The sequence below is a fragment of the Leisingera sp. ABD4_442 genome (assembly GCF_056160905.1).
This window is the reverse complement of sequence record NZ_JBSWYB010000073.1, coordinates 1-5260: the sequence shown is the minus strand read 5'-3', so window position 1 is coordinate 5260 and position 5260 is coordinate 1. Positions and strand designations below refer to the sequence as shown.

Genomic DNA, 5260 nt, shown 5'->3' with positions numbered 1-5260 from the left:
AACTGTAATTGCCCAAATCCTACGGCAGCCGAACCGCCGCAAAAAAGCGGTGCGCATTGCCATGCGCAATTCCTTTGACAGGAGACATGGAAGGGGGCTTTGCCCCCTCGCGCCTTCCGGCTGGGCTTCGCCCGTTCGGGTCTGAAATGATCCCCCGGATCATTTCCGGGACGACCCTCACCCCCAGAGTATTTCCAGAAAGATGAACAGGCGGATCAGAGTTCTAGCGGCACCCTGCCCGCTTCCGTCAGCAGCCAGCACTCCCGGCCCTCAAACACCGCCGCGGTGAGCGGGCGGCCGTAGCCGGCGCCGCTGTCGAGGTTGATGCGGTTGCCATAGTGGCTGGGCTTGTCCACGGGCGTATGGCCATGCACGATCAGCTTCGGATGCGCGCCGGTGTGATCGTGGAACGGCTGCCGGATCCAGACCAGGTCGTTCTCATTCTGCTGGGCAAGCGGCACTCCGGGACGTATCCCGGCGTGCACAAAGGCAAGCTCCGGCGTCTCGTACATTGCCGGCAGACTGCGCAGGAATTCGGCGTGCGGCGCCGGAATTATCTCCTTGGCCCGGGCGTGCAAAGCGTCGAGCCGGGTGCGGTCTTCGAAGGTCAGGCCGTAGCTGGCCAGGGTCTCAACCCCGCCGATCCGCTCATGCAGCCAGTGGTAGCCAATCAGCAAGTGCGGGTCATGGCGGGGCGTATCCTCCATAAACCATTCAAACATGCGGTCGTGGTTGCCCTTGAGGCAGATCCAGTTGCGGCCCTCGGACTGGCCCAGCATCAGCCGTTCGATCACGCCGCGGCTGTCCGGGCCGCGGTCGGTATAATCGCCGAGGAAGACAATGCGGGCGTCCGCACCGCCGTCGGCCTCGATCCGCTGCAGCGCGTCTTCGAGCATGGCGAGCTGGCCGTGGATGTCGCCGATGGCGTAGATAGGGCTGGTCATATCAGGATCCTTTGCCGGGAAGGCCGTGCAAGTGAAGAAAACGCCGCCCTTATAGACGGGCGGCGTTTCCGATTGAACCATTTACATGTTCAGCGCTTGACCCGGCCGCACTCAGGCGACGTCGAACTCCAGCGGCTTGATCTGGTTGAACAGGCCGGTTTCCGCCAGCTGGGCGCGGGCCTCGGCCGGGACCGGCTCATCCACGTAGAGCAGCGCGATGGCTTCGCCGCCGGCCTCGGACCGGCCCAGGGTGAAGTTGGCGATATTGACGCCGTGGTCGCCCAGGGTATGGCCAAGGGTGCCGATGATGCCGGGCACGTCCTCATTGGTGGTATAGAGCATATGGGCGCCCACATCCGCCTCAATGTTGATGCCTTTGATCTGGATAAACCGCGGCTTGCCGTCGGAGAACACCGTGCCCGCAACCGAGCGTTCGCGCTTGGACGTCACCGCGGTCACTTTGATGTAGCCGTCAAAGGAGCCGGATTTGTCCTGGTTGGTGGTGGAGATCTGAACGCCGCGCTCCTTGGCGACCACAGGTGCGGAGATCAGGTTCACCTCCGGGTTGGAGCGTTTCATGATGCCGGCAACCACTGCGCAGTTCAGCGCGTCCAGGTTCATGCCTGCGGCGACACCGTCGTAGAGGATGTTGATCGCCTTGATCGGCTCATCGGTCATCTGGCCCACAAAGCTGCCCAGGTGGTCAGCCAGCTTGATCCAGGGGCCCATGACCTTGGCTTCCTCAGCCGTGACGCTGGGCATGTTGAGCGCGTTTTCAACCGCGCCGGTCAAGAGGTAGTTGGACATCTGCTCTGCCACCTGCAGGGCGACGTTTTCCTGCGCCTCGGTTGTGGCGGCGCCCAGGTGCGGGGTGCAGACCACGTTCGGCAGGCCGAAGAGGGCGTTTTCCTTGGCCGGCTCAACCGAGAAGACGTCAAAGGCGGCGCCTGCCACATGGCCGGAGGTCAGCAGTTCCGCCAGCGCGCCCTCGTCCACCAGGCCGCCGCGGGCGCAGTTGATGATGCGCACGCCCTTCTTGGTCTTTTCCAGGTTCTCCTTGGACAGGATGTTGCGGGTCTGGTCGGTCAGTGGCACATGCAGGGTGATGAAGTCGGCACGCGCCAAGAGCTCGTCCAGCTCGACCTTTTCGACACCCATCTTGTCGGCCTTATCGGTGCTGAGGAAGGGATCATAAGCAATCACCTTCATCTTGAGGCCGCGGGCACGGTCGCAGACGATGCCGCCGATATTGCCGGCGCCAATCACGCCCAGGGTCTTGCTGGTCAGCTCGACGCCCATGAACTTGGACTTTTCCCATTTGCCGTCATGGGTGGAGGCGGAGGCCTCCGGCAGCTGGCGGGCAACCGCGAACATCATCGCAATCGCGTGTTCGGCGGTGGTGATCATGTTGCCGAAGGGGGTGTTCATCACAATGACGCCGCGCTTGGAGGCGGCTTCCTTGTCGATGTTGTCGGTGCCGATGCCGGCCCGGCCGATCACCTTGAGGTTTTCGGCATTCTCGAGGATCTTTTCCGTCACCTTGGTGGCGGAGCGGATGGCGAGGCCGTCATACTGGCCGATGATTTCGGCCAGCTTGTCCTTATCCTTGCCCACGTCGGGCAGGAAGTCGACGTCGATGCCGCGGTCGCGGAAGATCTGGACGGCGGCCTCGGACAGTTTGTCGGAGATGAGTACTTTGGGAGCCATGGGTTTGGTCCTTTATGCGGGATGCCTGCAACAGGCACGGGAGAGGGTTCCGGCCGGCTCGTATGAGCCGCATAGGGCAGATCGCGGCCGCGGGTGGGTGCAAAGCGCCCGCCCTAGGAGGCGGCCGGGCGCTGCCCGGCGTGCCGCCGGGCGGGACGTTTGATCAGGCCGCTTCAGTCTGGGCGGCGATCTCGGCCTCAAAGGCCCATTTGATCCAGGGCATCAGCGCTGCCACGTCGGCGGCCTCCACCGTGCCGCCGCACCAGATGCGCAGGCCCGGAGGCGCGTCGCGGTAGGCGCCGATGTCATAGGCCACGCCTTCGTTTTCGAGGCGTTTTGCCACGGCCTTGGCAAAACCGGCACCGTCCTGAATGCGTTCGTCGGTGAACTTGAGGCAGACAGAGGTGTTGGAGCGGTTTTCCGGCTGTTCGGCCAAGAAGGCGAGCCAGGGGTTATCCTGCACAAAAGACTGCACCGCGGCCAGGTTGGCGTAGGCGCGTTCGCGCAGGCCTTCCATGCCGCCGATCGAGCGGGCCCAGTCGAGTGCCAGCAAGTAATCCTCCACCGCCAGCATCGAGGGCGTGTTGATGGTGGCACCCTGAAAAATGCCGTCGATCAGCTTGCCGCCCTTGGTCAGACGGAAGATCTTGGGCAGCGGCCAGGCGGGGGTGTAGCTTTCCAGCCGTTCGACCGCGCGGGGGCTGAGGATAATCATGCCGTGGGCCGCCTCGCCGCCCAGCACCTTCTGCCAGGAGAAGGTGGTCACATCCAGCTTGTCCCAGGGCAGGTGCTGGGCAAAGGCCGCGGAGGTGGCGTCGCAGATGGTCAGCCCTTCGCGGTCGGCCGGGATCCAGTTGCCGTTGGGGACACGCACGCCGGAGGTGGTGCCGTTCCAGGTGAAGACGACATCGTTGGAGAAATCAACAGTGCCGAGGTCAACGATCTGGCCGTAATCGGCGGTCTTGACGGTGGCGTCCAGCTTGAGCTGTTTCACAACGTCGGTGACCCAGCCGGAACCGAAGCTTTCCCAGGCCAGCATCTCAACCCCGCGGGCGCCGAGGAGGTTCCACATCGCCATTTCCACCGCACCGGTGTCGGAGGCGGGCACGATGCCGATCTTGTAGTCCGCCGGGATGCCCAGAATCTCGCGGGTGCCTTCGATCGCGGCCTTCAGGCGCTCCTTGCCCACGGCAGCCCGGTGCGAACGGCCCAGCGGCGCACCGGCCAGTTTGGCAACATCAAAGACAGGAGGTTTGGCGCAAGGCCCCGAGGAGAAACGCGGATTGGCCGGCCGCGTGTTAGGTTCGCGCACGGAAACGTGCGACGCCGGTTGTTCAATAGCCATCAATGCTACCCTTCCAGATAATCGCCCCTCGTTGGGGAGGGGTGTCCCGCCATCAGAGCTAGGCCGCTGCAGCGCGGCATGCAACCGGAAACTTGGAAAAATACGGCCAATGGAACGCTTTTTGCGACACGTTTTTCCACCATCGGAAACAGCCGGTGCAAAATGAGGGCAAGCGGCCTGCCTTATAATGGCCGCTGTTTTTGACGGCTTCCGCCAGGCTGGCCGATCCGGGGACGGGCCGCTATGACAAAGGGAATCCAATTGGAACGGAGCCCGCCGATGTTTGCTGCCACCCTGCTTTGCAACCCTGCCCGCCCGGTGCTGGAGCCTGCGCTGATCGAATCGCTGCGCAATGCCTGGGGCCGTGGCGAGGCGGATTGGCTGGCCCTGGGCGTGGCGGCCGAGTTCCGGCTGGAACAGATGCCGGAAAACCGTTGGCAGGTCTGGAATGACCTGCAGCAGATGGGCGTGGATCTGGTTATTCAGCCCGCTGAGGGACGGAAGAAGAAAATGCTGCTGGCTGACATGGACTCGACCATGATCCAGCAGGAATGCATCGACGAGCTGGCCGAGGAAGCAGGCGTGGGCGCGCGGGTCAAGGAGATCACCGCGCGGGCGATGAACGGCGAGCTGGATTTCGAGGGCGCGCTGACCGAACGGGTCGGGCTGCTGAAGGGCCTGCCTGAGACGGTGATTGCCAAGGTGCTGGCCGAGCGCATTACCTTGATGCCCGGCGGTAGACAGCTGCTGGCGACGATGAAGGCGGAGGGCGCCTATGCGGCGCTGGTCTCCGGCGGGTTCACGGCCTTCACCGCGCAGGTGGCAGCGGAACTGGGCTTTGACGAAAACCGCGCCAATACGCTGCTGGTTGAGGATGGCAGGCTGACCGGCGAGGCGGCGCGGCCGATCCTGGGCCGCGAGGCCAAGGTCGAGGCGCTGGAGCAGATCACCACCCGGCTGGGCATCAGCGAGGCGGAGGTGATGGCGGTGGGCGACGGCGCCAATGATCTGGGCATGCTGAAGCGTGCGGGCGCCGGGGTTGCCCTGCATGCCAAACCCTCTGTTGCGGCGGAATGCGATATCCGCATCAACCACGGCGATCTGACCGCGCTGCTTTATATCCAGGGATATGCGCAGGGCGAATTCAAAGGCTGAGCCTTTCGCAAATAAGCACAGGGCACCCTCCCGCGCCCGCAGGTGCGGCTGCTGGCGCAGCCACCCCTTGGCGGCCTTGGGCCAGGCTCAGCGCCAGGGGCGCTGAGCC

Annotated in this window: 4 protein-coding genes; 1 reads left to right on the top strand and 3 read right to left on the bottom strand. The window is 64.0% G+C overall.

Features of this window, described 5'->3' with window-relative positions; genetic code table 11:
* Positions 1-215: 215 nt before the first annotated feature.
* The 3 genes from ACXAHG_RS23285 to ACXAHG_RS23275 form a co-directional block, all read right to left on the bottom strand.
* The gene (locus tag ACXAHG_RS23285; protein WP_475061168.1) at positions 216-944 is read right to left on the bottom strand and encodes a metallophosphoesterase family protein; all 729 of its coding nucleotides are present in this window, start codon (positions 942-944) and stop codon (positions 216-218) included.
* Between the two features lie 111 nt (positions 945-1055).
* A complete protein-coding gene (gene serA / locus ACXAHG_RS23280; protein WP_475061165.1) occupies positions 1056-2651 on the bottom strand; it encodes a phosphoglycerate dehydrogenase in 1596 nt (531 codons plus the stop codon).
* Between the two features lie 163 nt (positions 2652-2814).
* The gene (locus ACXAHG_RS23275) at positions 2815-3996 is read right to left on the bottom strand and encodes a phosphoserine transaminase (RefSeq protein WP_475040268.1); all 1182 of its coding nucleotides are present in this window, start codon (positions 3994-3996) and stop codon (positions 2815-2817) included.
* Between the two features lie 279 nt (positions 3997-4275).
* Between ACXAHG_RS23275 and serB the strand changes: the two genes are divergently transcribed.
* The gene (gene serB / locus ACXAHG_RS23270; RefSeq protein WP_475061163.1) at positions 4276-5151 is read left to right on the top strand and encodes a phosphoserine phosphatase SerB; all 876 of its coding nucleotides are present in this window, start codon (positions 4276-4278) and stop codon (positions 5149-5151) included.
* The last annotated feature ends 109 nt before the right edge of the window (positions 5152-5260 follow it).